Annotated in this window: 1 protein-coding gene; it reads left to right on the top strand. The window is 51.2% G+C overall.

Going from position 1 to position 1,563, the window contains the following annotated elements:
* Positions 1-1,563: hypothetical protein (locus A6F49_RS18995; RefSeq protein WP_201120365.1), on the top strand; the 1,563-nt coding region annotated here is incomplete at both ends.

Raw genomic sequence — 1,563 nt, 5'->3', positions numbered from 1 at the left:
AAAAAAAAAGAGGAGAGGAAGGAAAGAGGGAAGAAAGGGGGGGGGGGGGAGGGAGAGGAGAAGGAGGGAAGAAGGGGGGAGGGGAAGGAAGAAGAAGAGAAAGAGAAGGGGGGAGGAAAAGAAAAGAGAGAAAGAAGAGAAGAGGGGGGAGGGGGGGAGGAGGGAAAAAAAAAGGAAGAAGGGGGAAAAGGAGGGGAGGGGGGGGGAAGAGGAAAGAGAAGAGGGGAGAAAGGAAGAGGGGAGAGGGAGGGGAGGAGGGAGAGGGAAGGGGGGGGGAGGGGGGGGAGAGAGGAAGGGGGAGGAGGGGGGGGAGAGGGAGGGGGAAGAGAGGAAGAGAGGGGGGAGAAAAGGGGGAGAGGAAGGGGAGGGGAGGGGAGGGGGAAGAGGGGAGAAGAGAGAAGGGGAGAAAGAAAAGGGGGGGGGAGGAAGAAGAAGGAGAAAAAGAAGAAGAGGGAGAAGGAAGGAAGAAAAGAGGAGGGGGAAAAGAAGGAAGGAAGGAGAAGAGAAGGGGGAGAAAGAAAAGAGGAAGAAAAAAAAAACAGGAAGGAGCAGAGGGAATAGAACGAGAGGAAAAAAAAGAGACAGGGGAGAAAGAAAAAGAAGGAAGGAAAAGGAAGAAGAAGAAGGGGGGGGAAGAGGGAAAGCGAGAAAAAGAGAGGGAAAAAAAAGGAAAAGAAAAAAAGGAGGGAGAAAAGGAGGAGGGGAAAAAAGGGGAAAGAGGGAAAAAAAGGGAAAGAGGAAAAAAAGAAAAAGAGAAAGGGGAAAGGGAGGAGGAGAAGGGGGGGGAAAAAAAAAGGGGAAGAGAGAGAAAAGAGGGGGGAAGAAAGAGGGGAAAAAAAAGAGGGGGAAAGAAAGAAGGAGGAGGAGAGAGAGGAGGAGAAAGAAAAGAAAAGGGAGGGGGGAAGAGAAGAAAAGGAGGGAAGGAAGAAAGGGAAAAGGAGAGGAAGGAGGAGAAGGGGGGAGAGGAAGGGGAGAGGGGAGGGAAGGGGGGGGAGAAAAGGAAGGAAAGGAGGAGGAAAAGAGGGGAAGAGAGGGGAGAGAAGAGAAGGAGAAGAAAGAGGAGGAGGAGGAAGAAGAAAAAAAGGAGGAAAAGGGGGAAAAGGGAGAGAAAAGGGAGGGAAAGGAGGAAGGAAAGGGAGAGGGAGAGGAGAGAGGGGAAAAAAGAGGGGAGAGAGGGGGGGAGGAAGGGGGGGAAAGAAAGAAGGGGAGGGGAGGAAGAGGGAAAGGAAAGGGAGAGAGAGGGAAGAGAGGAAAAGGAAGAGGGGAAGGAGGAGGGGGAGGAGGAAGGGGAAAGAGGGAGGGAGGAAGAAAGGAGAAGGAGAGAAAAGGAGGAAAAAAAAGGGAGGAAGAGAGGAAGGAAAAAAAAAAGGGAAAAGGAAGGGGAAGAAGGAAAGGAGGAAAAGGGGAAAAGAGAGGAAAAAAAAAGAAAGAAGAGAAAGAAAAAGGGGAAAAAAAGAGGGAAAAAGGGGGAGGAGAAAAAAGAAGAGAGGGGGAAAAGAAGGAGGAGAGGGGGGAGGGGAAAGAGAAGAAAAAGAAAGGGGGGAAAGAGAAAAGGGAAGAGAA

Source organism: Enteractinococcus helveticum, from assembly GCF_001657475.1.
Lineage (GTDB): Bacteria > Actinomycetota > Actinomycetes > Actinomycetales > Micrococcaceae > Yaniella > Yaniella helvetica.
This window is presented reverse-complemented; position numbering and strand designations above follow the sequence as displayed.